We start from the raw sequence: 25,091 nt of genomic DNA on the forward strand, positions 1-25,091 counted from the left end.
AAAAGAATCATTTATCGCCAACTGTATGGAGTCAAGTCTTGCCGGAGTACGTGTTTTAATTGTGGATGACAACACACTGAATCTAAAGCTTTTCAGCAAGTTAATTGCCAAATGGGGTGCCATGACTGCTACAGCCGAGAATGGCAAGCAGGCTGTTGACATGGTACGACAGCATCAGGAGAACTTAACGCCTTACCACGTTATCATCATGGATCTTCAGATGCCGGTTATGGACGGAGCCACCGCCTGCCGCACCATCCGCGAATTTGACCAGTCGGTGGTCATACTCGCTGCATCGGCCAATGAGCTGCTCAAAGAAGAGATGATGCTGAGTGGCTTTACGGACTGTGTTTTGAAACCGTTCGATACCGCCCAACTGCACGAGAAATTAATAGCCAGCATAACCTAATCCTATGGTAATAGACGCTACAAGCAACCATACTACCACCGTTTCTGAAGCTGAGTTAAGTCAACAGGTCTACCGCCGTTCCTGGTATGTCACCAACATTATTATCTGGGCGTTCCTGTTCATTTATCCGTTCTTCTCGATCCTGGATTTGATTTTCGCCCCATACGTCTGGCAATCAGTGCTTATGATTCGCCTGATCACCGTGCTCTTCGTATATGTTGTGTATGAACTGGTGCGAAAACGACGACTGGATTACCGCCTTCCCCTGCACGTCATGTTTACGACGGTATCCGTTACGTACGCTGTGCTGTGCAACATTGTCGATCTGAGCGCTGTCAGTACGTACTTTCTGACACTTTCGGTTATTTTTCTGCTCATTAATTCAGTCATCTACTGGGAATCGACAAATTCCTACCTGCATACCGCGCTGGCTATTGTACTGCTGCTCCTGGGGTATTATGCCCTGAATCAGCGGTATCCGTTGGCTACGTTTTTTGAAGAAGGGGGGCAGATTTTCCTTGTCGTTGCGCTGTTCTCCGGCTACATTCCCCGCACCCGCTACCGGCTGTTGTGGAAAGAAACCCGACTGCAACTGATTACCCAACAGGCGAACCAGCAACTGCAGGGACTCAACGAAGAACTGTCCGACAAAAACCGGGTCATTTCCGAAACCAACGGCCAGTTGCAGCGGCTCAATGAGCAGAAAAATAATTTCATCTACATTGCCGGCCACGACCTGAAAAACCTGGTCGGTACGATTAAAATGTCGGTTGGTGAGCTACAAACCGAAAGCTGGTCATTTAACAGCGACCAGCGCGAATACGTCGAGTATATCGGCGATGCTACCCAGCGCATTCAGTACTTACTGAACAAGCTGCTGGACGTTAAGGACATCGAAGGCCCGGCCATCTCCTTCAATTACGAGGTATTTGAGGTTAACCAGGAGATTGAGAAGATTGTCCATAACCTCGAGGAAGTAGCGGCACAGAAGAACATCACGCTGAACTACGATCCGGCGACCATTCCGATCTCGCTGCGGCTGGACCGGGTGTTTGCCGGGCAGATTTTTCAGAACCTCATCAACAACGCCATCAAGTTTTCGCAACCGACCAATACGCTTACGCTGCAAACCACCCTGGCCGACAACCTGTTCGTTTTTGAACTGACCGACCGGGGAAAGGCTATCGGCCAGGACCGGCTGGACGAAATGTTCGGGAAGCTCGATGAACTGTCGCACAACAACGTCAACTCCCCCGATCGGGCGGGTTTGGGCCTATCCATTGCGCTTCGGCTGACCGAAGCTATGAACGGTCATCTGTACTACCGCAGCAGCCCCGAAACCGGCAATTACTACCGGGTCGAGTTTCCCAGCGTTTAATCGAATTAGTGTCAATACCTACCCGTAATTCTGTATAACCACTTCTATACAATGTCACCGATCTTTGTACGTCTAATCGCCAGTGGCTTACTGGCAATTGTACTCATACCGTTTCAACTTCAGGCTCAGCGGCCGGCTGTTGCTAGCCCCAAGGCAACAACGGCACCGGTTACAACACTGGCACCGGTTTCAGCGTCCCGTATTTCGTTTCAGACGGCCGGTTATGATGATCAGACGATCCAGGGGCTCAGCGGCTCGTCGGCGTATTACCTGCGACTACCCGCTACAGCTACGTTACAAAACGGGCAACTGGTGCTGTTTATGAAACCGTCGCAGGCATTGCAGCTCGGCCAGTCGTCGGTAACGGTGCTGATACGTAATCAACCGGCGCTGAGTCTGCGACTCGACCAGCTCGACCCAACCGCGCCCGTAACGATTCCCTTATCGGAAGCCAGCCGGGACGCCGGTTCGCCGTTCGTACAGGTCGAGGTAAAAACGCAGCTCAACATCACCAACGACCGCTGCAAGGACCTCGAAAATCCGGCTCTGTGGCTACGGGTGAGCGGAGCGTCGTTCGTGGCCTACAACACGGCCGCCAATGGCGCCCAGCGACTGAACCTATCGAACTGCCTGCCGTCAAAGGAAGCCATCGTCTACCCGGCTAACCCAACCCCGAACGACATTCAGTTGGTGAGCGCCCTCTACAGCCGGATGTTCACCCTGCGTCCCCGTGGCGTTACGCTTTATGCCGCCGATAAAGCGCCGGATTCGCTCCGGAACGTCATTGTTGTCGGGGAAGCGGGTAGCCTGCCCGCGCGGTACAAAGCCATGCTCACCCGCCAGCCGCAGGCCGGTCAGGGGCTGTTTTTCCTGCAAAAAGGCATTCCCGCTGGCCCTGAAGTCCTGTTTGTGACCGGGGCCGATCAGGCTGGGTATGCCAAAACGGTAGGTGCCATAGCCAATCCCAACATTCTGGCTTCAGCTTTCGGCGATTTTCTGGTTGTTGATAAAGCCGCGGCTGCTGCACCGGCCGTTGAACGTACCGACCGGCTGACCCTCGCTCAGTTGGGCGGTACGCCCGACATGATGCAGGGCATTGGTTCGCTGCGCCGTTCGTATTCATTCCGGCTGAGCGATTTTGCCGAGCAGCCGGGAGAAATCGAAACCCACCTCGAAGCCCGCTACAGCGGCCTGCAGCCCGGCGACCGGGGTTTTCTGAACCTCTACATCAACGGGGTACTGTTCAGCACGACGACGCTTGACAAGTCGGGACTGGTGTCGATTTCACCCCGGCTGAAGCGGTACCTGCTCAAGCCGTTCAACTCACTGCAGGCTGAGTTCCGGTTCTTTCCCGGCACCAACGTCTGTCAGAACAGCTTCCTGAATTTCTTTGCACAGGTCGACGTCCAGCGGTCATCCATCCGCCTTACATCGCCGTACTCAACCGAGCAGTTAAGTTTTCTGCAATTCCCCGGAGCGTTCCAGAACAAGCCAATCGCGTTGGTAGTCAGCAAATCACAGGTAGCATCGGCGATTCCGGGCATCTGCGAAGTGGTTCGTCAGTTAAATATCGGCAACACCAGCCAACCAGCCTTTTTATCAGTACCGGCGGTCTACACCTCCGATACGTATGCCAAGGGCGATTCTACCAAAGGTAACCTGATCGCATTCCTTGATCGGGGCGACAACCTGTGGGGGCAATTTGACAAAGCGCCGGTACAGTTTCAGCGCGACTTCCGCCTGTATAGCGACGACCGCAGCCAGCCGCTGTTCGCCGTGTCGGACTCGGTATCGTGCGGAGTGGCGCAGGTATTTGAGCAGGGCGATCAGGCCGTGCTGCTCATGGCTGTCAACGGCCCCGCAGCCAACGAAGCCTTCCGCAATGCCGCCCGCTACGTAACGGATCAGCTAACAAATCTCGCCAGTAACGTACTGATCACGGCCGGAACCAACCGGTACCTGTTCAACCTGACCGAAGATCAGTCGGTGATTGATTACAACGACGGATTCGGGAAAGCCCGCGACTGGTGGCAGCAATACAACCTGTATGTGCTGGGGGTCCTGCTGGTCCTGGTTCTGCTGGCCTTCCTCTACGTTCGGTCCAAAGTCAAAGGCTCACAGGCTATTTTCGAAAATTAAGATGCGCTATCTGATTTGCCTGCTCCTGCTGATTGGCAGCCTTGGCAGTTATGCCACCCCGAAATCGGCCTGGCCAATGCCCAAGCGTAAGTTCATGCTCGTGCCGGGTGTGTATTACTACCGGGCTACCAGCTACTGGAACCCCGACAGACAGGTAATTGCGTTCGGCGACGATGCCCGCTTTACCTCGGTGAACGTCCGGCTCTACGGCGAATACGGTCTGTCGGATCGCTGGACACTCGTCGGTACGTTACCGTTTACGGCTAACGCCTACACCAGTAATACCACCGATGTTCGTAACAACGGTCTGGCCGACGCCGAACTGGGTGTTCGGTATAACCTGCTGAACGTCGAGAACCGGCGGTATCTGTCGGTGCAGGGCGTCGGTATTGCCCCGCTGTATCAGAACGGCACGAAGATTCCGTTTCTGGGCTACGCCAGCAGTGGTGCCGAACTGCGGCTGCTCTACGCCGGTAGCCTGAAACTCGGCACCAGGGATGCGTATTTCAACACGGAAGTTGGCTATCGACGGTTTTTCAACGCGGGCGATTTCCAGTTGAGCCAGGTTCCACTGCTGGCTACGTTTGGCTGGTACGTATCCCCCAAGAACGTACTGGTCGGCGAACTGAGCGGGCTGATTTCCTACAGCAACCGCTTTCGTGAGCTGAACCCCGCCAACCTCTCGGTTAACACCGATTTTCGGTTTTTCAAAGCCAGCATCAGCTACGGCCGAAAACTGGGCGAATCAGCCTGGATCTACGCCGGTATCTATCGTGATTTCTACGGCCGGAACGTTGGGATTGGTCGTGGCTTTACAGTAACCTCGGTTATTCGGTTTTAAGTTATGCAAGACGCAACGATTCATACCGTATCCGCCACCGACTGGCTTCGGGAAGCCGGCCTGCTAACCCATGATCAACAGGAACGGATCGCCCGCTTTCAGACCCGGACAGGATTTGCTGCGGTCAAGATTCTGCTCAACTACGGCTACCTGTCCCGCAAGCAATATGAACGGGTACTGGGCGAACACGGCTACGAACTGGTGAATATCCGGACCGAAGAGCACGACATGGACGTCGTGAGCCGGATCGACCTGCGTGTTGCCGACCGCTTTCTGGCCCTGCCACTGCGGTTGCAGGACGACAAAGTGGTGGTAGCCATGGCCGACCCTACCGACGAAACATACATCCAGTTGGTTCGGGAGACGTTCGGGCGCGACCTGCTCATTCTGACGGCTTCTGACCTCGACATCACCTGGTTGAGCCACAAGCTGCTGGGCGAGCCTTTCGTCAAATCGGCGGTATTCGAGCTGGTTAACCGCGACCCGCAAAGCTCGGCGCTCATTACGTTCACCACCACGCAGTTGGTTGTCATCTTCGGCGCGATTGCCGTGGTGATAGCGCTGCTGTGCCTTGATTTTGTTAACACGACGATTGCCATCAATGTGGTAATGAGCAGCTTCTTCCTGATTGCGATCTGTTTCAAGCTGTTTCTAGCCCTGGTTGGTTCGCGCTTTGAACTGCACCAGGCCGTCACGAAGGAGGAGGTGAAGCAAGTGCGGAACGAAGACCTGCCAGTCTACACCATCCACCTGCCCGTTTACAAGGAGGACAAACTGATTCGGAAACTGATCTGGAACCTCCAGAGCCTCGACTACCCGATGGAGCAGTTGGACATCAAGCTGCTGATCGAGGAAGACGACGATAAAACGCTGAATGCCGTGCGGGCGCTGGAGTTTCCGGCCATTTTCGAGGTGGTGGTCGTGCCGTTCCACATGCCGAAAACCAAACCGAAAGCCTGCAACTACGGCCTGCATTTTTCGCGGGGTAAGTTTCTGACCATCTACGACGCCGAAGATATTCCGGACCCGGACCAGTTGAAAAAGACGGTATTTCTGTTCAATAAACTGCCCGAAAACTTCATCTGCCTGCAAGGAGCGCTGAACTACTTTAACCGGAACGAGAACCTGCTGACCCGGATGTTCACGCTGGAATACAGCTACTGGTTCGACTACATGCTGCCGGGCCTGGGTACGCTCGATATTCCCATTCCACTGGGCGGCACCAGTAACCACTTCAAGCTCGACGTCCTGCGCGAATTGGGTGCCTGGGACCCGTTCAACGTAACGGAAGACGCCGACCTGGGCGTTCGGGCGTTCGCGAAAGGGTACAAAGTGGCCATCGTAAATTCGACTACCTACGAAGAAGCCAACAATGAGCCGTTCAACTGGATTCGGCAGCGGTCGCGGTGGATTAAGGGGTATATGCAAACGTACCTGGTGCACATGCGGAGCCCGCGCAAGCTGATCAACAAAATTGGCTGGAAGGGTTTCCTGGGCTTCAACTTCTTCATCGGCGCTACGCCCATGACGTTCCTGCTGTATCCGCTGCTGCTGCTGTTTTTCATTACGTACCTGGTGTTTGACCTGAAGGCAATCCGACCGCTGTTCCCCGACTGGGTGTTGTACATCTCGACCTTCAACCTGATTGTGGGGAACATCCTGATGATCTACATCAACATGCTGGCGGTGTTCAAACGACGGTTCTACGAACTGATCTGGTTCTCGCTGGTGAACCCGCTGTACTGGCTGATGCACTCGATTGCCGCTTACAAAGGACTCTGGCAGTTGATTACGAAACCGTTCTACTGGGAGAAAACCAACCACGGTCTGAGCAAAACCAACCCCGTTGCCCCGAAACCATCATGAACCGCGCCCGACTCTGGATTTTTCTATCGGCCGTTCTGCTGGCCGCATACTACCTGCTGATTGGGCTGAACGGCCAGCGGCTGGGCTTTCATACGCAGGAAGCGCTGTTTCTGACCGAAAAAGCCATGATTGTGTGGCAGGGCATCGGCGACAAACTACCGGTCATCGGGCTGACGTTCCCGGTCTTCCCGTTCTTTTTCAGCCTGGCGTTCAGCAGTGTCTTTCCGCTGCTTGGCCCCGTGATCGCGTCGGCGCTGGGCATGGCCGTTCTGTTCTATCTGGTACTGGACGATCAGCGCGAACTCGACGTACCGTGGCTGATCCGGCTCGGAACGGCGCTGACGTTTTTTCTGCATCCGGGTCTGCTCTACGCAGCCGCATCGGGACGTAGCGTGTATGCCGTTCTACTGTTTGGGTACCTGTTTTTTCGGAGCCTCCTGGCTTATTTCCGCTCGAACACGACCTACCACGTATCGCTGGCCAGCCTGTTTCTGGTCTGCCTGGTATTCAGCGCGTTCGATTTTGCCTGGCTGTGTCTGTTCCTGCTGCCGCTGGTGCTGTTTATGTCGCTGCAGGGTCTTTCGCTACGGGGCGACGATACGTTGATTCGGCTGGGGCTGGCCTTTAATAACCTGTCGCTGCGCCGGAAACTGGTCAACAAATCGTTTGCGCTACTGGTCCTGTTGTTCATGCTGCCGTTGGCGGGCCTGTTTTTGTTTAGCCTGCTGAACCGGGTGTATGCCGGTGATACGCAGTACTTTCTGGACAGTCCGTATGCCAACTGGCGCGTACTGACCAACCAGATTTTACAGGTTGATTACGTTAACCACCCCGACGAGTTCCTGCTGCCGGACACAAGCCTGCTGATCTCACTACGTCGGTTGTTGTATGCGCCCCTGCTGCTGCTGGTGCTGCTGAATTTCCGGGGACGAACGTATCAGTTGCTGACCTTGCTGAGTCCATTCGCGCTCATCGAGTTCCTGTACATTAAGAACCCGTCCGTCCCGTTCGTGGCCGAGTATTACCAGATTTTCCTGGTGCTGGGCTGGGTAGGGCTGGTTACGCTATCGGTCACGCAACTTCGTCGGCTGAAGGGACTGGCCTTCACCCTGATGCTGGTCCAGATCCTGATGGGTGGATTACGCATCTCAACGTCGGCCTACGAGGAGGAGCGCACGTTTCTGGAGTCGGCGCTGCCGTGGCGTCCGGCGAATAATCTGGCCCACCGCGAAACGGATGACCTGGTTCAGATCATCCGGAAACTGCCGCGCAACAGCCGCATCCTGACCGACGATGCTACGGCCTACCCAATCATCGCCCTGACGCAGAACGTCCGCCCGTTTGTGCTGCCGTACCAGCAGAACTACTTATCGGCGCTGACAAACCCCGATTCGTTCGCTGATTTTTTGCTGATTCACCTTGAAGCCACCAACCCGGTAGCCCGGTTTGCGGTCATTAACCAGGCCTATCTGGGCAGTTTACGCACCCGAGCGCAGCGTCCGCTGGCGCTTGTGGGCAGCAGCTCGGAATGGCGGCTCTATCGGTTCGCGAAACCCCAGAAGGCCTCATCCCCTACCCAGGAGCCGAACCTTGCCCTGGCGGGAAAAACCGCTCAGCCGTAAGTCCTTACTCCGTTTCGACGTAGTTAAGGTCTTTGCTGAACGTTTCTTCCATGTAGTACAGGGCGATCAGGGCCAGGGCGATGGTCAGCAAACCAACCCCCAGGGCACTATACAGCGTACCGACATACGATTTACCAAGAATGAACAACGACGTCAGTGGAATGACGGCTCCCCGTACAAAATTGGGGACCGTCGTTGCCACGGTTGCCCGGAGGTTGGTGCCAAACAATTCGGCGGCAATGGTCACGAACAACGCCCAGTAGCCGTTGGCAAAGCCGAGGAAGACGCACAGCAGATAAAACGAATCGACGTCGCGCAGGGGAGCCAGCAGATACACCAGCACAAACACCGACGACAGCAAAATGAAGCCGCCAATGGCCCGTTTCCTGCTTTGCAGGCGCTGACTAAGCAGGCCACTCGCTACGTCGCCGAACACCTGACCAGTAAACGATAACATCACCGCCTTTCCCGCTACGACGGGCGCCGACAGCCCCATGGCCTGACCAAACTCCGGGGAGAACGTAATCAGAATCCCAACCACGAACCAGATCGGCAATCCAACCAGAATGCATTGCAGGTATTTCAGTAGGCGGGTTCGGTCGGAGAACAACATGATGAGGTCGCCCCGCTTCACCTGCCGTTCCTTGACCGTTTCAAAGATGCGGGATTCGAAGATGTTTACCCGCAGCACCAGCAGCAGCAGACCAAGTCCCCCACCGATAAAGTACGCGTTCCGCCACTCAAACAGGTCCGCGACGAAGTACGCCATGATGGCTCCCAGCACACCCATCGTCGCAACGATTGTAGTACCGTAACCACGGATTTTCTTCGGCAGGACTTCCGTCACCAACGTAACGCCGGCACCCAGTTCACCGGCCAGACCAACGCCCGCGATAAAGCGAAGAATGGCGTACTGGTTCAGGGAGGTGATCAGGCCGTTACCGATGTTGGCCAGCGAATAAATCAGGATGGAGCCAAACAGCACTGACAATCGGCCGCGTTTGTCGCCCAATACGCCCCAGAAGATGCCACCGATCAGCATCCCGGCCATCTGCATGTTCAGGAGCATGATGCCATCGGGCAGCAACCGATCGGGGGTTGTTCCCAACGCTTTCAGACTCGGCACCCGCACGACGCTGAACAGAAACAGGTCATACATGTCCACTAAATAGCCCAGCGCGGCCACGAGTACCGGGAGTTGTAACAGTTGCTGGGCGAGGGTTTTCGGCTCGGTTTTCGGTTGTTCGACCATGGTTTGTCTGGCCCAGGCTCAAGCCTGGGCCGTGTATGTTAATTATCAGGCCAAGCGCAAACGGTACGCCGTAGCGGCCTGGCCCAGACGTTAGACTTGTTGTGGTACGGTATAGGGTGCGCGGTACTTACGGCTGAGCATGGCATTTGCTTCTGCATCGCTGATGAATACTTCTTTCTTCGGATCGAACTTCAACGTCCGGCCCAGGCGATACGCAATGTTGCCCAGGTGCGCAATGCCCGACGACAGATGCGCGGTTTCGACCGGGCCGTTCAGCCTGGACTTGTCCCGTGCCCGAACCGCTTCTATGAAATTCAGGTAGTGATCACCCCCGGCTTTGCCCGACGGCCCCGGCTCACGCTCCCGGCCCAGGAAGGTTTTGTAGTCGTTATAGCCGTTGATAACCATGTAGCCCTTATCGCCATAGAATATATTGCCGATCTCCACGCCATCTTCCTTGTTGGTCATCCACGGCCGGACCTCAAACTGAATCACTTTCCCCTCTTTCGGGTACTTGTAGACCGACGTTAGCGTTTCGGGCGTTTCCTTGCAGTCATTCCAGAGAAACTTACCGCCTGCCGAGCTAATTTCTTCCGGCAATCCTACGTCCAGTCCCCACATGCACAGGTCGGTTTCGTGAATGCCCTGGTTACCAATATCGCCATTGCCGTAGTTCCAGAACCAGTGCCAGTTGTAGTGCACGTAGTTCTTGCTGAACTCGCGGGCTTCGGCGGGGCCTTGCCACAGGTCCCAGTTCAGGGTGTCGGGCGCGGTGGAGTTGCCCTGATTGCCAATGTCGGGACGCCACTTATACACGAGTCCCCGCGCCATGTACACTTTCCCGATCAGGCCGTCGCGCAGGTGTTTGATGGCTTCCTGAATGGCCGTTGAACTACGTAGCTGCACCCCGTGCTGTACAATCCGATTGTATTTCTTAGCGGCCTCAACCATCTTCCGGCCTTCGTACAGGTTGTGCGAACCGGGCTTTTCGACGTACACGTCCTTGCCAGCCTGACACGCCCAGATAGCCGCCAGCGAATGCCAGTGGTTGGGCGTAGCGATGCTCACGGCGTCGATGTTCTTGTCGTCGTAGACCTTCCGGAGGTCCTGCTCCATCTGCACCTTCCGGTTGTATTTTTTCTCGAATTCGTCCGCCCGTTTGGCCAGAATGACTTTGTCGACATCGCACAACGTAACGACCTCAACGTTGGTCAGCTTTGAGAAACCAGCGATGTGGTCAGTACCGCGACCGTTCACGCCGATAACCGCTACACGAATTCGGTCATTGGCACCAAAAGCATGAGCCGGAATGATCGTCGGCATACCGAGTACCGCCAGGGAACCGGTGGCGGCCGTTTTGAGGAATGTCCTCCGGGAGTTGGGTTGGTTGTTCATGGGGGTTTAGGAGTTTTAAACGCAGAGAGGCAAAGGACACGCAGAGAAAACAGAGTTTATATTTTAACGTGAATCATGAATAATCCCTAAAACAATCCGCTGAATTACAGCTATATAGCTTAGCCTATTTTTGTCATCCCGACGCAGGAGGGATCTTCGGTAGAAAACAATTACATACAAGCTACTGAAGATCCCTCCTTTGGTCGGGATGACAAAAATTCAAATGCTTATCTATATCCTTTCTCAGCGCACTCGGCGCGTCCTCTGCCCCTCTGCGTTTAGAAAAAATCTACAATCTCGGTACCGTCAGGCCACCATCGACCAGGATGACCTGCCCGGTTGAATACGGGAAGTCGCCACGCGCCAGAGCTGCCACGGCCTTGCCTACGTCGTCGGGAAGGCCCCAGCGTTTCTGGACACAAAGGCCGTCTTCGATCAGCTTGTCGTACTTGCTGGTTACGCCCGCCGTCATGTCGGTACGAATAACGCCCGGCCTGACTTCGTACACCGGAATATCAAACTCGCCCAGCCGGGCCGCAAACAACTGCGTGGCCATGCTCAACCCGGCCTTCGCCACACAATACTCCCCCCGATTCACCGACGCCACCGTCGCTGAAATCGACGATACGTTGACGATGCAGCCCCAAAATTCCGGCTGTTCGCTACGTTGTTGGATCATCCAGTTGGCAGCCGCCTGCGTCAGAAAATACGCGCCCTGCAAATTCGTGGTCAGTACGTATTGAAAGCTTTCTTCGGTAGCTTCCAGTATGTCGCGCCGTTCTTTGGGGGCTACCCCCGCGTTGTTAACCAATACGTTCAGTCGCCCGAAATGCTGACGGATTCTGTCCAGCATTCCGGCACGGGCGTCACCCGATGCCACGTCGCCGGGGCAGTATATCACCTCGGCACCCAACGCCCGTAACTCACCCAGTGCTTTCCGGGCCGCTTCCTCCGGCCGAACGCCGTTGATCGCCAGATCAAACCCGGCTTTGGCCAGGTGTTCAGCAATGCCGTAGCCGATGCCCCGACTGCCGCCGGTTATAAACGCGACTCGTTTCAATGTCATTCTGCTTTCGCTTCAATGTATGCGTTTCGGTAAGTGGAGTTAGGTTCAGATCCTGACCAGTTAGGTTTCAGAAACCTAACTGGTCAGATTTGAGAATCTGACCTTACTTGTTCCTGTTCAGAGTCCCTCTTTTATCGCTTTCAACTGATCGGCTTCGGGCATTTTCTTGTAATGTGGGTCCAGCGGGTAACAGCCCGAAATCAGGCCGTTGCGCGGAGCCGTGGTGCAGTCCGAAAAGGTGCGGCACAGCAGGTTGCGGGTCAATGGACGACCAGCCACCATATCGGCCGGCATGGTTGGGTACGACAGCACCATCCGCCCAAATCCTACGCTATCCGCCATGCCCGTTCGGAGTACGTACTGCGCTACGTTCGGCAGCCATTCCTGCAAATACGAATACCCCGACCCGATGATGATCAACTCCGGAAACGCCCGTTTCAGCATACACGTTACGTCGATCTGGCGTTTTACGCCCAGCAGCGGCTCTTCGGGCGGCAGATACCCATCCGAAGGCGGAAACAGCGCCGGGCGCATCAGGTGCGGATTGTAGTACGGACTGCCACCGGTAATGCACACCAACTGGATACCCAGCGACTGCACCAGTTCGAGGACGGCCTTCGTTTCGGTCAGGTCAATACCCAGCCCGTTGGACTGGCCGCCAAAGGCGAAGTACTGATCGGCGGATTCGGGAATGCCTACCTCATCGGGGCCTTTTTTGAACGGCAGGAAATCGAACGCACTCAGGCGAATACCCATTTCCAGCCCCGGCGCGGCCTGCTGGATACCGGCTACGATGTTTCGCAGGTAGCGAGTACGGTTTTCGAACGACCCGCCGTATTTGCCCGGCCGATTGACCGCACTCAGGAACTCGTGGCCGAGGTAACCGTGGCAATGTTTGATGTCGACGAAATCGAAGCCCGCTTTCTGAGCCAACACAGCCGCCTGAACGTAGTGCTCGATGATCTGATCAATCTCGTCGTCGGTCAGCGCCGGATAATCCGCGTCCATGCCGAAACGCTTGTTCAGAAACGGGTGACTATACAGGATTTTAGACTCAAACGCCTTGTGACTGTGTGGTTTGCAGAACCGCCCCGAATGGGTCAGTTGCAGGCCAATCACCAGATCGTCGGTATTGCCAAACTTCGCCCTGTGCTGCTCCAGAATCAGTTGCCGCAGTTCGACAAAATCCGGGAACGTATCGGCGTTCAGCACCAACTGATTGGGATTCGCCTTTCCCGAGTGGCAAACGGCCACGGCCTCACAGCCAAATAGCAGCTTGGCCCCGCTCACGGCAAATTTCACCCAGCGGCCACGGGTCAGGTCCGACGGCCGACCATCGGGCAGACCATCCCAGCCTTCCATCGGCAGAATGCAGAGACTGTTCCCGATCGTTTTGCCCGATTTTAGCTGAATAGGCCGGTTGAACGGACTTTCGTCGGGTGGCAGCAGGGTTTCGTCGAACGGCAGGTCAACGCCACTGGCCTGCAGGTAATTCTGCAAGTCGGCTGCCGTTTTCAACTGCGCCATTCGGGTGTATCGGGGTTTAGACTTTGTGCTCATCGGAGGGCTTTCGTAGACAATTGAAGAAAGCATAATACGGCTCATCGCTACCCATGCGCTGCACGTACAAAGCCAGCTCGCGGAGGTGATAATCACCCCACATACTCGACTCGCCGTACGGAATCGGGCTACCCTCGGGTACGTAATCCCAGCCGTTCGGCCGGTGGTAGATCGAGTGCAGCAGCAGTCCCTGGTGGTTCGGGTCGGTGCTCAGATACGGTTCGTCGAGCAGCGTGTTCAATACGGTCAGACCCGCCTGCCAATAGCGCTTACCGGCTTCGGTATCCCCTTTTTCGGTCAGGTACTTCCCCAACCGCAGCAGGCCCTGCGCGCCGATGGCTGCGGCCGTGCTGTCGACCGGTTCAAACGCATTGTACGGATCAGCCGGCCGGTCCAGGTAATCGCCCAGCTTGTGAAGATTCGGCGCGCCGGTATCCCAGTACGGTATGCCGTTGGTCGGTGTATGCTCGATGTAAAAATCGCAGGTAGCCCGGGCGGCTTTGAGCATAAAGGCTTCCACGGCATCGCGGCCGCCAACCGGCTCAAGCTCAGCGTCCTCCAACGTAGCGAGGTATTCGAGTTCCTCGGGGAAGCCGCACATGGCCCAGGCCAGACCTCGCGTCCAGGTCGTAAAGCCGGAATAGCCCTGCTGCGAGTTGGGGCACCGGAAATTACCGTCTTTGGTGTTGAACACGCTCTCGTGGGCCGTTCGTCCCCAGATGTCGTACGTATCGCGCCCTTCGCCGTAGAAAACGGAGTAGTCAGCGGTGGCCCGCATGTGCAGAATAGCCCGCTCCAGCAGGTTGATTTTTACGTCGCCCTCAGCCTGATACACATGCCCCAGGCTGTGGCTCAGCACCAGCGCCCGGCACGACCGGATGGTGTCGACAAACAACGAATGCGGTCCATTGAAGGAGTGAATAAAACCGCCGGACTTCGTTGTCGTCCAGCGACTGGCCTGAACGGCTCCCGAGATTTTCAGGGCCAGTTCGTAGAAGTTGCGCTCCTGTTCGTTGTACGGCAGTTTGCCCTCCACCATCAGCCTCAGCAGGTTGCCGTAGGTGCTGACGTTGTTGAAGCCGTGATCATGAACGCCGATGTGGCTGACGTGCGGGGCCATGACCTCGACGGTTTTCTGCCGACCGAGATCAACAAAGTACGGGTCGCCGGTCGCATCGAATTGGAGAATGGCCGAACCGTACTGGAACCCTTGCGTCCATTCGGTCCAGCCACGAGTGGTATACTTGCCCTGAACAGTGAAAACGGGTGAGCCTTTGGCCGTATCGTACTGCTCGTCGATCAGGCGGATCTTCTGGGCAGACTGCTCCCAGAATCGGGACAGTTTGGTAGAGAAATCGGTGGGGTTGAGCGTATCGTCAATCTGAATCATTCGTCGGTTGTAGGTGAAAGCGGGATTACACCGACAAAAGGAAATGCATAAGGAGAGCTACTGAGCCATACCATCTACACCCCAAAAATTCTGTGAGCTATTCACCGTACGTTTTTTAACGTACCTGTACATCCGCACCATTCAGCAACACGCTCACATCGTTGGCTGCACGGTCTGCTGCAGGATGGCATCGAGCTTCGGGTCATCCGGTAGCTTGATGCGGAACGTATCCGTCAGCGTCTGGCGTAACGTGTCCGCATCCGCAATCACCGTCCGTTCAGTTTCCCCACCGACAGCATGCACAGCCAGTTCGTTACCTCGCAGGGCGTACCGTCGATCCGGCATGGTGCGGGCGGCAATGATGCCTTTCAGAAAATGTGAGTCCGGATGGCTGCACAAATACCAACTGGCCATTTCATAATCCGGCAGTAACTGCTCCTGAAGCGAAAACCGGTACACCGACTTCCACTCGTCCCGGACGTTGGCCTGCAATACGTATTCGTCGTTCTCCAGAAACAGTCGAAATGGTTCGTGCGGAGTTGGTTGCTCAACATTCGGTTCCAGACGCAGCGGAGCTGTCAGCGTCATTCCGCCGAAACCCACATCAGCGATATACGGCTCGCCGGCTACGTCTACCAGCAGCAACATATGGGTACGGGGCTTCACCTCGCCTTCCGGTACGTTCCACACCACGCGGGCCGCCAGACCTTTGACGGAAAAACCCAGTGCCCGCAGCACGTGACTGAGCAATGTATTCTGCTCAAAGCAGTAGCCACCCCGACCATTGTAAACAAGTTTTTCCTGCAACGATGCCAGGTCCAGACGAACCGGCAACCGTAGCAATGGATTGACATTCTCAAAAGGTATAACCTGCGGGTGCAGAAACTGAATAGCGGTCAGCGTATCGAGGGTCGGCGTTCGCGCCCCGGAGTAACCGATGCGTTCAAAATAAGCGTCCAGGTTGATGGTCGCAACGGCATCGGCCAACAGGGCATCTGCCGTTGCGACCTCTGGTAATGGGACTTCGATTATGTTCATGAAAAGAGGAAAAATCTACTAATTAACCGCTTGGGGTGGTCTTGTTCACAACGTACTGAAAGCAAAAGGCTACAGAACTGGGCCAAGTTAGTAGAAAGATCGGCGGGTTTGAGCGTATTGTCAACCTGAATTATTCATCGGTTGTGTTAGAGATGCAGGATTATATCGACTAAAGGATGCGGGGACTTACTGAGTCAGATTGACATATCTGGTCATGGCGCCGACTACCGATTTAGTAAAAAATTTTAGCTCAACGCTGCTCATCTGAGACATGACATTGAGCTAAAGATTGAACTACCAGTAGTGTCACTTTGTAACTGGTGTGGATAGAAGCTGCCCCTCCTGCACAAATCAACAGCAAACAGAACATCACAAAGTGCACCTCACGCCTAGTATTCGTTGAATACGTGCATTATCATTATGGTCAAAGCCTCGTAAAGACCGTTCCAATAAGCCATACTCATCACTTAATAGGCAGCCGCTAGAAAAGGTAAGTCGAGACTTTCTCTTTTTTTCTGCCCGTCTTGTCTACCTAACTCCGGGCTGTTTAGATTTTGTAAAAAACCTGCAAACATCACTCACTTTCAAGGACTATCACCTATTAATAACCAATAAGCTGAGAACTGGTATTCAAACAAACGAGAACACTTAATAGCGTTACGTTTTATCTTCGTCCATTCTACAGCTTTATGGCTATCCGACCATTACCTACTTTCCTGTCAGACCAGGAGCTATATGACGCGTTGAAAAGACGTGATGACCGAGCGTACCAGTATTTATATGCTGAATCGTTTCCATCGTTTCGGCACTGGATGCTTACGCACAATGGCTCTGAAATGGACGCAGAAGATGCTTTCCAGAAAGGAATGCTAAGCTTTCTGCTCAATGTTGAAACCGGTAAATACCAGTTTCAGGCAAGTACTCAGGTAACAACGGTACTATTTGAGTACTGTAAACGTGTATGGCTAACCGAGTTGAAATCGGCGCGAGTTCGCACTAAAGCAGCAATGCCTGATTCGGTAGATAGTATGGATACAGGTAATGTGGTTGAAGATTTGGAAAGACTTGAAGTGGTGAATACCGTTCAGAAGTCGCTTAGCCAACTTAAAGACGAATGCCGCAAACTCATCGAGTGGTTTTACATAGAGGAATTATCGCTACGTGAAATTGCCGAGCGCCTTGGCATGAAAGAAACTTCTGTCAAATCCAAGCGGTACGATTGTGCCGAAAAGCTGAAAGGGTTCTATGCGCAGAACGCTAAAAAAATGGGCCTATGAGACTTTCTGAAGAACAGTATGAGCTAATCGAAGCGTATCTGAACAACGAGCTTTCGGCAGCAGACCGTACTTCGTTTGAGAACGAACTGCAAGCGGACAGTGAACTCATGGCGGAAGTGACGCTACAACGTGACCTGCGGCTAGGTTTTAGGGCCATTGGTATCTCTCAGGCACTCGACAAGGCACGTGCTCAGTACAACGCAAACCGACGTGTTGAAGCCGTTCCCGCTGATCCATCATCGAAACCAATGCCTGTTACACGTCCTTTATCAACCTGGCAGTACTGGGCCGCTGCGGCCTCGGTAGTGGTTGTATTGGGGGTTGGCTATTTCGTCTTTCAACAAACCACAGAGCAGCCAACTGACTTAGCTTATAATGAGACGTTCGTGCCTGTGGATGAACTGACCAAAGAGTTCCCACGTGGCCTGGCCCCAAACACTCGTCAGCAGTTTCTCGATATACTTAAAGAGTACGAAGCCGGAAACTATAGCACGGCTATTGACCAGCTCAAGACATTGCCCGCCGACCGGCAGACGGTTCACTACAGAAACTTTTTTTTAGGCTTAAGCTATTTAGCCAACAAACAACCGACCGAAGCCATTCCGCTGCTACAGAAAGCCTTAGCTACACCATCCGTTGCGTTGCGGCAAAAAGCAGAGTGGTTTTTGGCCCTGGCCTACGTGAAGAATGGCCAAAAAGAGAAGGCTCTACCAACTCTGAAGCGAATCAGTGCCGATAAAGCCCATCCTTTTAACTTGTTGGCGCAGCGCGTGCTGCAAAAGATTAACTAGAACTATTTATTGGTTGAACAAGATTTTAACCTCGTTGTCAGATAATACTCGACGATATATCCGGATATCATCCATTGACCCGTAGAAATAGTCAGGGTCAAACTGGACTTGAGCGCCAAATTTCAATTCCCCACCACGGCACTTATCAATGCTATTAGTAGGTAGAGGCTGGACAGATATCAGTGTTCCATCATAATACATACGTGCAGTATTACCACTGTAGGTAAGCACCACTTGATGCCATTTATTGAATTCAACATTACTGGTCATAGCTATATCCTGCCATCCTTTACCGGCTTGACAATTACTTCCCTGCTTAATATTGGTCATAACAGTAACGCCTGTCCCATTTTCATTAGGCTTTAATAAGGAACTGTACACCTCATGGGCACTATCACTAAAGCGCGACTTATTGTAGATCTGTGCCCGACCGGCACTTGTAATAGCAATTGGCTTAATCCAGATACTAACTGAAAGAGCATCCGGATTCAAGCTTTCACTATCATCCATGTAGAAATAGCTGCCTTGCCCATTTAGGTAAATTGCGGAGTTGGGATTACCCTTTCGGTCCTCCGTAAACGTAGGGTTGTTGACCAGCTTAACATGATTACCATTACCACTTGCGTCCTGCAGCGAACGATCTGTAAACGATATAGACGCCACTAAATCCTGTGTAACAGTCTCAGCTTGTGTAGTAAATGATTGAGCAGGTCCGAGGCTATAAATTATCTCACCAGAAGGAAGCTTGGCGTAAGCCCGATAGAAATAAGTAGTGTTAGGCGTTAAGCTAGTAAGGCCTACAAGCGTATTAGTACCTACACTTGGACTAGTAACACCGACTTTGCTCGAGTTATTAACATCCGGTGCATTAGTGCTCGAAGAATAGCAAATTCCATACTCTACAGCGGCCGGGCTTCCAGCATTATTTAACACAAAATTGACATTGGCAGTAGTAGTAGCCACATTAGAAATTCCATTGGTAGCTACTGACGGTAAAGATCCTGTCCGAAATGTTATGACTGGCGTACTGTACGCTGGACCAACCTTTTCATTATAGGCAAAAGCCCGAACGTAATACAATGTATTTGGTTCAAGACTCAATGCAGTGAATGACTTAGGATCGTTTATAGCCAATCCACCCTTCACATCAGCGGTTCGATCTTTATCAACTTCTGGTATTCCACTTGAACTAGAATAACAGATACCGTATCTCGTGATGGTTGCATTACCAGTCGATGTCAAAGTCAGACGGAACGAAGCTGAGTTTAGCGATATGTCAGTAGGTGACTGTAAAGTTACAGCAGGTAAAACTGCATCACTTACTACAATCGTTTGCGACAACGTAGTTTCATCACCACAAGTGTTTGATAAAGTGACTTTTACCGTATAAGTGCCAGAAGTTGGGTAAGTGTACTTTGCTGACAGGCCACTGGTAACCGTTGTGCTATTATTGCCGAAATCCCATTGTACTTTATCGATCGTACCTGAACTACCTTCAACTGCAAAATCAACTTGCCGCTGTTGAATTTTCGTAGTTAGCGTTCCGGATGGCTTTACGCAGTTTCGTTTGGTTTTCCGGGTAGGTAAGTCCCAGGGGTCGCAGCTTACTAACAGCGCTCCAGCCAGGCAAATAGTAAGTATGCTTAATATGTAAGCAGATATGGTTTTCATTCGTCTGAACTATTATGGTGTGAAGAATCAGAATGTGTAACTGATAGCCAATCCTAAGGAATGCGAAGCAGGATACCAGCTTATTGGCTTAGCTCCGGTTCGTGGTTTTGGTTTGTGAAGCAGCAGATATATTTCGGTTATGGTAGCCACAGCCGCTACGCCCAATAACACTTTATATGTACTGGTTTTTTGCCGGGCCGATTCTGCATCATTATAAGCATCATCATACTGTTGATAGGCATTAGAGTTGGCGATAATACCTGTATTCTCAGGGTCTACGGCCTGACTAATGCGATTCAATTCTGACAGTTTGCTTTGGTAATCACTGCGCAGCATAATCGCATAAGCTCCACTGCCAACCGCAACAGCCCCTGCGAGTAATTTCAAACCAATCTTCTTATTGGGCTTTGCCACAAGGTTTTCGTCACAATTCCGGATTTGAATACGCAGGATTTCCTGCTTTGGGGTGTATTGCAAAGCCTTTGTGTACAATTCTTTAGCCTGAGCGTACTTTTGCTGACTGTACAGTTGATTCCCTTCCCGCTCGTAGTAGTCAGCTATCCGAGATTTAGTAATCGCGTCATCCGGGTTCATAGCCAGCACCTGATTGAATAAGCCAATAGCCTCGGTTACTTTATTCTGCTTCAGCGCATCGTCGGCTTGCTGGCGTAATGCGAGTGCATTTCCGCATTTTTCAATCTGTGCTTTTGCATAAGTATCGTTCTCAAAACCAGGAACTAACAGGCAATTCTGGTATTGTCTACGAGCATCGGTATAGTTTCCGGCTTTGAAGAATTCGTCACCTCTTTTTTTGTAACGGTCATATTCTTCATCAACAATAACGGTCGCCACAGGTGCTACCACTGCCGACCAGACAGGTCGACTCAGCGTAGTCAAAAAGAGGATAAGTACCAGATGAGGTATTGATCTAAGCATACGGATAGGTTATTGATTGGTGCATTGTTTGATTTTCGTGCGGACTTCAGGAGTATCCTTGATGGATTGAGCCACTAAGTACCATGCTTTAGCGCCTTCAAATTCGTCAGTATCAAAAATTCGATTGGCACGAGTCATGTTTTGAGAATAAGCAGCATCTCCTTTCTCAGTGCTCAGCCCATACTTTTTCGCTAAAGTTTGAGCTTCACTGAAATCCGCCATTGCCTTCGCCTTGTTGTTTCCGTTTGTGATGGCTTTCTGTCCCGACTCAACCAAGTCATCATATTTTGCCTGAGCTTCCTGCTGTTCTTTTAAGCGCTTCTCCTTCTCAGTATCAACTGTCACTACTTTTTCTGGTGGTGCATCTTGACCTTCAGTTTTCGGCTCCTTTTCTAAGTTAGCTGGCACAGAGAACGTCTTAAGCACCTCGTTGCGAAGTCCAATTACGTCCCTACGCTGAGGGTCAAGTAGATTAGCACTGTTTAAAAATTCAAGTGCGGTTTTGTAATCCTTTTGACTGTAAGCCCGACGAGCTTTCACTAGTGCTACGTCAATTCGCTTAGCTGTTGCATCAGTCAATTTTGATTGGGGCGGGACAACTGTTATCACGGCACCGGGAGCCGGCGCTGCTTCCTCGGTTGGCGTAGAACTCTCATTTTCACTTCCCCGCGGCTCAGTTGTTCCTTGTGTCGAACCAACTACTTGTTTTCCGTCACGAACCGAAGATGTGTTATTAGACGCAAAGTACCATGCAGTTCCTCCTACTATTGCGACTACTGGTACGATTACTTGCCATGGCAAACGCTTTACGGGCGAATCAACTGGCTGTTGTACCATTAAACTCTTGGCAATCGTTGGGTTGGCTTTGCCGCTATTGGCCATCACAGTTTTAGGCACTGTAGCAGGTTTGGACTTCGGAACCTCTTTTATCGCCACATCAGCTTGTGGAGTCGGCTTCGCCAAAGGCACGTACATATCCGTTTCTTCCAGGTAAACATCTGTTGTTTCCGGTGAAACGGTGTGAATAGGCTCCTTTGCTTTCGCTTTGAGTCCATCCAAACACAACGTTAAGCCTTTGGCAGCAATAGGATGAGTCGGATCAAGCCGTAACACATGCTCGAAATCAGCCTTAGCCATTTCGTATTGCTGCGCTGCTACACACGCACTGGCTCTATCTACCAATGCATTGATTTGCCTCGTTTTCAGCAGCGAATGGCATTGTGCCAATTCCTTTGTAGCCTGAGAGTGATTTTCACGTTTGGTTAATACCTGCTCATATACTTTAATCGATTCTTCGTACAACTGCGCATCGCGTAGTTTTCGGGCCTCGGTCAGCAACTGTGGAATGTTGTCCAGCAGATCCAGCAACTCGTCTTCTTTGCGCACCCGCTCACGGATGTCACGTACCAGGCACCGCCGAATCATCGTTCTGTAAGGCTCGACAATTCGTTCAAATTGGTTGGGAAGCTCAACGGAAACAATCTTTTTCTCAATCTCCCGCCGGATCGATTGTTCACTGCTATTACGTGTATCTGCCTGGAAGGGCTTTTGCCCAGTGAGCATTTCATATAGAATGACACCAAAAGCCCAAAGATCAAGATTGAAGCTAACTCGACTACCCTCAATCTGTTCCGGAGCCTTGTAAGATGGGGTACCCCGGCCATCGCTTAGGTCGAAGTCAGAACTATCTAGTTCATCGTCGCTAACCAGCTTGCTCAGGCCAAAGTCCGCGATTTTAGGAATAAAACGCCCGGCATTATCGCGCGAAATGAGGATGTTAGCAGGCTTAAAATCGCGGTGGACAATCCGGTTCCGATGCAGATGCTGTAAGCCTAACAGAATTCCTTTGGTAATGTCATAGATTTGAACCGGAGTTAAGGGCTCGCGCCGAAGCAGGTCCGCCAGATTACCATCAGGATAATACTTCATGATGGCAAAATCACTGATCGACGTATCGGTCTCGAGTCTGAAACAGGCATCGTACCGGGCAATATTAGTCTGACGGGGAACCCGCTGAGCTAATTCGACTTCGGCTTTTAAAGACTTAGTATCATTGCCTTTAAACTCGCTGATCTTAATAGCCACCCACTCGGTTTCGACTTGGTCCTCTACCTTAAACACGCGTCCATAGGAGCCACTTCCTAACAGACTTCCTTCATCGTTGGGGCGGATCGGATACCGTTGTTTAAAGTCTTGAAATGACGTAAAGTTTTGGCTCATAGCGTGTGATTAAGTTGCACGATGTGGAAGATATCAAAGGTATGCTAAAGCCAGATTATCGGAAAACCGTCCGTAAAAAACCGGGGCCTGCCTGCCTCGTGTCATTTTCCGCACCAGTGGAGATACGTACTGGTGCAGCTCACGAATAGATACAATTCCGTCAGCGTTATGATCGGCCCGGCCGTTAAGCCCCTGCAAAAGATAGTGGGTAAATACGCCACCTTCCAGCCGTCGGGCTTCAACGGCTGATTCGGTGGATCGACTGGCCAGCAACATGGCTACATTACTTCCATCACTTACGCGGCCAGCCAGAGTCCGTGCTACAATTTTAGAATCCGCCTGTGGCCTGGTCATCCCCCCCGACATACACGCATCAGCCACACACAGCTTAGTGGTAGCCTTCGACGCGTGAAAAGCCGACTTAATATCACGATGGGTTAGCAATGAAGTAACAGAATTAGCTTTCACATCAAAAGGAACAAAGCTATCTGACAACCCATGACCAGAGAAGTAAAGAATCACTCGATCCCCGGCCTTTGCCTGTTGAAACACAGTCAGGGCGCGTTGGATATTTGCACGCGTTGCCTGTCGATTGGTCAACAGGCGAATATGTGATACTGGTACGTTTCCTCCTTGCTTACTACGCAGAAATGTAACCATTTGGCGAGCATCCCGGTCAGCAAAGCGTAAATCACCACTCCGATAAGTCAGCGCTTCGTAATCGGAAATACCAATTATCACAGCATAGGTTTGTCCTTGAGCCACTGCCGTGTGACTCACTACCCACGCTACGAAAATTACCAAACAACGTACAAGCATATTCGTCAAGAAGCGATGGCTGGTTCCAGAGTTTTTGTTTCAGTTACGCTTTTGACCCCAACCAGATAGCCTGAATAATTATCTCTAGTCTCACCTTCGCACATAGCCAGCAGCGACTGTACCTTCGCCTGGTCAGGTATGTTACTCGCCATTATGCCTTCCAGGGCAAGGTCGTCAAGCTGTTCGTATACACCATCCGTACAGAGAAAGAAGTAATCATCTACATGGATATCTTTGATGAACGTAACGTCTGGTTTCGATCTGGCTGACTGTTCATTTGTATCGGATGAACTGGCCACAACTGCGCGACTGAGCCGATTACGCCAGGGATGCGAAAGGGCCTGAGTAGCCGTAATAATACCGGCTTCAACCATATCATTAACCTGCTTATGATCCTGCGTTCTGAAGATTATCTTTCCGTCCCTGAACTGGTACACCCGGCTGTCGCCAATATGAGCGATTGTCGCCCCTTGCGAGTGCAGTTGGAGCATGGCAAACGTTGACCCCATACGGTTGACAAGCGGATGCTGGCGTAGGAAACCATAATACGCTTCGTACGCCCGATCCAGTGCCGTTTGTATGTGCACTTCATCGAATGTAGGATAACCCAGGGTTGCTGCATACTCCACTATGGCAGTACATAGTAGTTGACTGGCCACTTCTCCTTTATCGGCTCCTCCCATCCCATCGCAGACGACAAAAAGCTGAGCTTGTTCGTCCGCCGTACCGACAGCAGGGTATAAGGCATCCTGGTTAATTGTTCGTTGACCTGTATACGAAAATGCAAACGGTTGTGCTGGTTGAATGTGCATAGGTTATTGGGTACGGTCAGGATCGTATGCTAGATCAACTTTATACGTATCAAGCATCGCCTGATTAATCATAAAATGTGAAAGTCGGAAGCGATCGATTCCTCCCAACGTAATCACACCTCCGTTATCAACATCGATAATCTCGGTCTTTTGTAGTCCAACTCCATTAAGCATTGTACCATTTAGACTATATCGAAGAGACTGCTCATTTGGATCAATAGCTCCGTCCTGAAGCTGATAGCGTAACACCCCCGTCCACTTATCGAACGTAACGGTTAACGTACAATGACGACGACTAATGAAACAGCGCCCATCGTGCATATAGCGATCAACCCGGACATCACAGCCATCGGCCGTACCGATGATGTTGCCGCCTACGTGAAGTTTGAAGGTGCGCCCCGGGCTTTCTAAATAGGTCAGTTCGCCAAAACCAGGCAAGCCCTGAAGAATACTATCGTCATAGTAGAAGGCGGTGTTAAGTGCGTTGATAGCTCCACATCCAATATGGGAGCATACAATTGAGCCGCGCTCCATATCAGTAGCCCTGACCATAATTCGGCGACCACATTGCTGGCAACTAATCAATGTCGTTCTAAATCCACCCATGAA

The 25,091-nt window shown here is 52.2% G+C and carries 20 protein-coding genes; 8 read left to right on the forward strand and 12 right to left on the reverse strand.

Features of this window, described 5'->3' with window-relative positions; all coding sequences use genetic code 11:
• Positions 1 to 25: 25 nt before the first annotated feature.
• The 6 genes from BN8_RS14805 to BN8_RS14830 are packed head-to-tail and all read left to right on the forward strand — an operon-like array spanning position 26 to position 8,255.
• Positions 26 to 409: a response regulator gene (locus BN8_RS14805; RefSeq protein ID WP_009282715.1), complete on the forward strand. Its 384-nt coding sequence runs from the start codon at positions 26 to 28 to the stop codon at positions 407 to 409.
• A 4-nt stretch (positions 410 to 413) separates the two neighbouring features.
• Positions 414 to 1,787, forward strand: coding sequence for a sensor histidine kinase (locus BN8_RS14810; protein ID WP_009282716.1), 1,374 nt, complete (start codon positions 414 to 416; stop codon positions 1,785 to 1,787).
• Positions 1,788 to 1,838: 51 nt separating this feature from the next.
• Positions 1,839 to 3,926 carry a cellulose biosynthesis cyclic di-GMP-binding regulatory protein BcsB gene (locus tag BN8_RS14815; RefSeq protein ID WP_009282717.1) on the forward strand — a complete coding sequence of 696 codons (2,088 nt, stop codon included), beginning with the start codon at positions 1,839 to 1,841 and terminating at the stop codon, positions 3,924 to 3,926.
• A 1-nt stretch (position 3,927) separates the two neighbouring features.
• Entirely contained in the window at positions 3,928 to 4,767 is an 840-nt protein-coding gene (locus tag BN8_RS14820) for a hypothetical protein (RefSeq protein WP_040005830.1), read from the forward strand.
• A 3-nt stretch (positions 4,768 to 4,770) separates the two neighbouring features.
• Positions 4,771 to 6,633, forward strand: coding sequence for a glycosyltransferase (locus BN8_RS14825; protein ID WP_009282719.1), 1,863 nt, complete (start codon positions 4,771 to 4,773; stop codon positions 6,631 to 6,633).
• Positions 6,630 to 8,255 (forward strand): hypothetical protein, encoded by a 1,626-nt coding sequence (locus BN8_RS14830; RefSeq protein ID WP_009282720.1) that lies wholly within the window; start codon positions 6,630 to 6,632, stop codon positions 8,253 to 8,255. Before BN8_RS14825 ends, BN8_RS14830 begins: the two co-directional genes overlap by 4 nt.
• Positions 8,256 to 8,259: 4 nt before the next feature.
• Here the strand turns inward: BN8_RS14830 and BN8_RS14835 are convergent, their stop codons facing one another.
• From BN8_RS14835 to BN8_RS14860, 6 genes are all read right to left on the reverse strand, one after another.
• Positions 8,260 to 9,507, reverse strand: coding sequence for an MFS transporter (locus BN8_RS14835; RefSeq protein ID WP_009282721.1), 1,248 nt, complete (start codon positions 9,505 to 9,507; stop codon positions 8,260 to 8,262).
• Positions 9,508 to 9,597: 90 nt separating this feature from the next.
• A complete protein-coding gene (locus BN8_RS14840) occupies positions 9,598 to 10,902 on the reverse strand; it encodes a Gfo/Idh/MocA family oxidoreductase (RefSeq protein ID WP_009282723.1) in 1,305 nt (434 codons plus the stop codon).
• Between the two features lie 289 nt (positions 10,903 to 11,191).
• Positions 11,192 to 11,968, reverse strand: a complete 777-nt coding sequence (locus tag BN8_RS14845; RefSeq protein ID WP_009282724.1) for a 3-ketoacyl-ACP reductase — start codon at positions 11,966 to 11,968, stop codon at positions 11,192 to 11,194.
• Positions 11,969 to 12,085: 117 nt separating this feature from the next.
• Positions 12,086 to 13,528, reverse strand: a complete 1,443-nt coding sequence (locus BN8_RS14850) for an oxidoreductase (protein ID WP_040005831.1) — start codon at positions 13,526 to 13,528, stop codon at positions 12,086 to 12,088.
• Entirely contained in the window at positions 13,512 to 14,918 is a 1,407-nt protein-coding gene (locus BN8_RS14855; RefSeq protein ID WP_009282726.1) for a glycoside hydrolase family 88 protein, read from the reverse strand. The genes BN8_RS14850 and BN8_RS14855 overlap by 17 nt, the downstream gene beginning before the upstream one ends.
• A gap of 153 nt (positions 14,919 to 15,071) precedes the next feature.
• Positions 15,072 to 15,956, reverse strand: coding sequence for an arylamine N-acetyltransferase family protein (locus tag BN8_RS14860; RefSeq protein ID WP_009282727.1), 885 nt, complete (start codon positions 15,954 to 15,956; stop codon positions 15,072 to 15,074).
• Between the two features lie 689 nt (positions 15,957 to 16,645).
• On the opposite strand from BN8_RS14860, the gene BN8_RS14865 reads away from it, so the two are divergent.
• Both BN8_RS14865 and BN8_RS14870 read left to right on the forward strand, forming a co-directional pair.
• Positions 16,646 to 17,233 carry an RNA polymerase sigma factor gene (locus tag BN8_RS14865; protein WP_009282728.1) on the forward strand — a complete coding sequence of 196 codons (588 nt, stop codon included), beginning with the start codon at positions 16,646 to 16,648 and terminating at the stop codon, positions 17,231 to 17,233.
• Positions 17,230 to 18,024: a tetratricopeptide repeat protein gene (locus tag BN8_RS14870; RefSeq protein ID WP_009282729.1), complete on the forward strand. Its 795-nt coding sequence runs from the start codon at positions 17,230 to 17,232 to the stop codon at positions 18,022 to 18,024. Before BN8_RS14865 ends, BN8_RS14870 begins: the two co-directional genes overlap by 4 nt.
• Before the next feature lie 6 nt (positions 18,025 to 18,030).
• Here BN8_RS14870 and BN8_RS14875 read toward each other — a convergent pair whose 3' ends face one another.
• From BN8_RS14875 to BN8_RS14900, 6 genes are read right to left on the reverse strand one after another with little or no spacing between them, the layout of a single operon-like run.
• Complete coding sequence (locus BN8_RS14875) at positions 18,031 to 19,695, reverse strand: LamG-like jellyroll fold domain-containing protein (protein WP_009282730.1); 1,665 nt, start codon at positions 19,693 to 19,695, stop codon at positions 18,031 to 18,033.
• Between the two features lie 27 nt (positions 19,696 to 19,722).
• A complete protein-coding gene (locus BN8_RS14880; RefSeq protein WP_009282731.1) occupies positions 19,723 to 20,631 on the reverse strand; it encodes a tetratricopeptide repeat protein in 909 nt (302 codons plus the stop codon).
• A 9-nt stretch (positions 20,632 to 20,640) separates the two neighbouring features.
• Complete coding sequence (locus BN8_RS14885; protein ID WP_009282732.1) at positions 20,641 to 22,851, reverse strand: serine/threonine-protein kinase; 2,211 nt, start codon at positions 22,849 to 22,851, stop codon at positions 20,641 to 20,643.
• A 33-nt stretch (positions 22,852 to 22,884) separates the two neighbouring features.
• Positions 22,885 to 23,670, reverse strand: a complete 786-nt coding sequence (locus BN8_RS14890) for a caspase family protein (RefSeq protein ID WP_040005832.1) — start codon at positions 23,668 to 23,670, stop codon at positions 22,885 to 22,887.
• A gap of 5 nt (positions 23,671 to 23,675) precedes the next feature.
• Positions 23,676 to 24,482 (reverse strand): PP2C family protein-serine/threonine phosphatase, encoded by an 807-nt coding sequence (locus tag BN8_RS14895; RefSeq protein WP_009282734.1) that lies wholly within the window; start codon positions 24,480 to 24,482, stop codon positions 23,676 to 23,678.
• A gap of 3 nt (positions 24,483 to 24,485) precedes the next feature.
• Entirely contained in the window at positions 24,486 to 25,016 is a 531-nt protein-coding gene (locus BN8_RS14900) for an FHA domain-containing protein (RefSeq protein ID WP_009282735.1), read from the reverse strand.
• Positions 25,017 to 25,091: the final 75 nt, after the last annotated feature.

Source organism: Fibrisoma limi BUZ 3 (assembly GCF_000296815.2).
In the GTDB taxonomy this organism is placed as follows: Bacteria; Bacteroidota; Bacteroidia; order Cytophagales; family Spirosomataceae; genus Fibrisoma; species Fibrisoma limi.